The sequence below is a fragment of the Streptomyces sp. LS1784 genome, from assembly GCF_020103755.1.
In the GTDB taxonomy this organism is placed as follows: domain Bacteria; phylum Actinomycetota; class Actinomycetes; order Streptomycetales; family Streptomycetaceae; genus Kitasatospora.
Map to the genome: position 1 here is coordinate 1 of NZ_JAHSQD010001158.1, position 924 is coordinate 924.

General features: G+C 73.2%; 1 protein-coding gene. It reads left to right on the top strand.

The genetic code is table 11. The features are described from left to right. Window positions 1-200: 200 nt before the first annotated feature. On the top strand, window positions 201-680 hold the full coding sequence (locus tag KS423_RS46285) for a GNAT family N-acetyltransferase (protein WP_224285633.1): 480 nt from the start codon (window positions 201-203) through the stop codon (window positions 678-680). Window positions 681-924: the final 244 nt, after the last annotated feature.

Below are 924 nucleotides of genomic sequence, written 5' to 3' on the forward strand. Positions count from 1 at the left end.
GGCGGCCGGCTCGGTGCCGAGCCGGGCTGACGCCCGAGGACCGGGTGGCGCTGCGCCCGGCCCGGGGTGCGCGGGCCCGCTCCGCAAGGCGCCGCAGTGGCGTAGGTGGTGGCTGGTCTTGGCCGGGGAGGTGATCAGCGGCGGGGCGACGGGGCGTCATGCTGGGGGCCCGTACCACCCGCTGAGTGATGGAGACCGAGATGAACGACATCCCCACGGCCCGCTGGAGCGTCGGCGCGCCCGAAGCCGGTGACTACACAGCCTGGCGTGAACTCTTCCGCGGGTACTGCGAGTTCTACCGCGTGCCGATTCCGGAGGAGAAGGCCGAGCTGGTGTGGTCCTGGCTGACGGACCCGGGGCACGAACTGGCGGGACTGCTGGTGCGGGACGAGACCGGCCGGCCGGTCGGGCTCGCGCACTACCGGCCGTTCTCGCGGCCGTTGCACGGGGCCGTCGGGTGCTTCCTGGACGACCTGTTCGTCGCGCCGGAGGTCCGGGGCGGCGGAGCGGTGGACGCGCTGTTGGGCCGGCTGCGGGAAATCGCGGCGGAACGCGGGTGGAACACCGTCCGCTGGATCACCTCCGAGGACAATTACCGGGCCCGCGGAAAGTATGACCAGGTCGCCACCCGGACCAGGTTCCTCACCTACGACATGGCTCCGGAGGCCCCGGCCGGCTGAGTCCGCGGCCCGACCGCCGGACATTCGTTCGGAGTTTCTGTTATCGGCGCCCCGCCGGGAGGTCTCCCAAGTGTCGGCACCCGACCAGTCGACCGGAACAGAAAGCGTGGCCACGTGAACAGCGACGACAGGACGACCATCCTCCCGGCGAGCGGAGGCGGCGCCGGCAGCGGGAGCGGGAGTGGAGTCCACGGCCGCTCCGGCGGCCGGGCGGCGCGGCGGGCTGCCGAGCGGCACACCGGCC

What these genes read in the sequence shown, in the direction of transcription:
- KS423_RS46285 (WP_224285633.1), top strand. Translation starts at nt 201, where the DNA reads ATGAACGACATCCCCACGGCCCGCTGGAGCGTCGGCGCGCCCGAAGCC.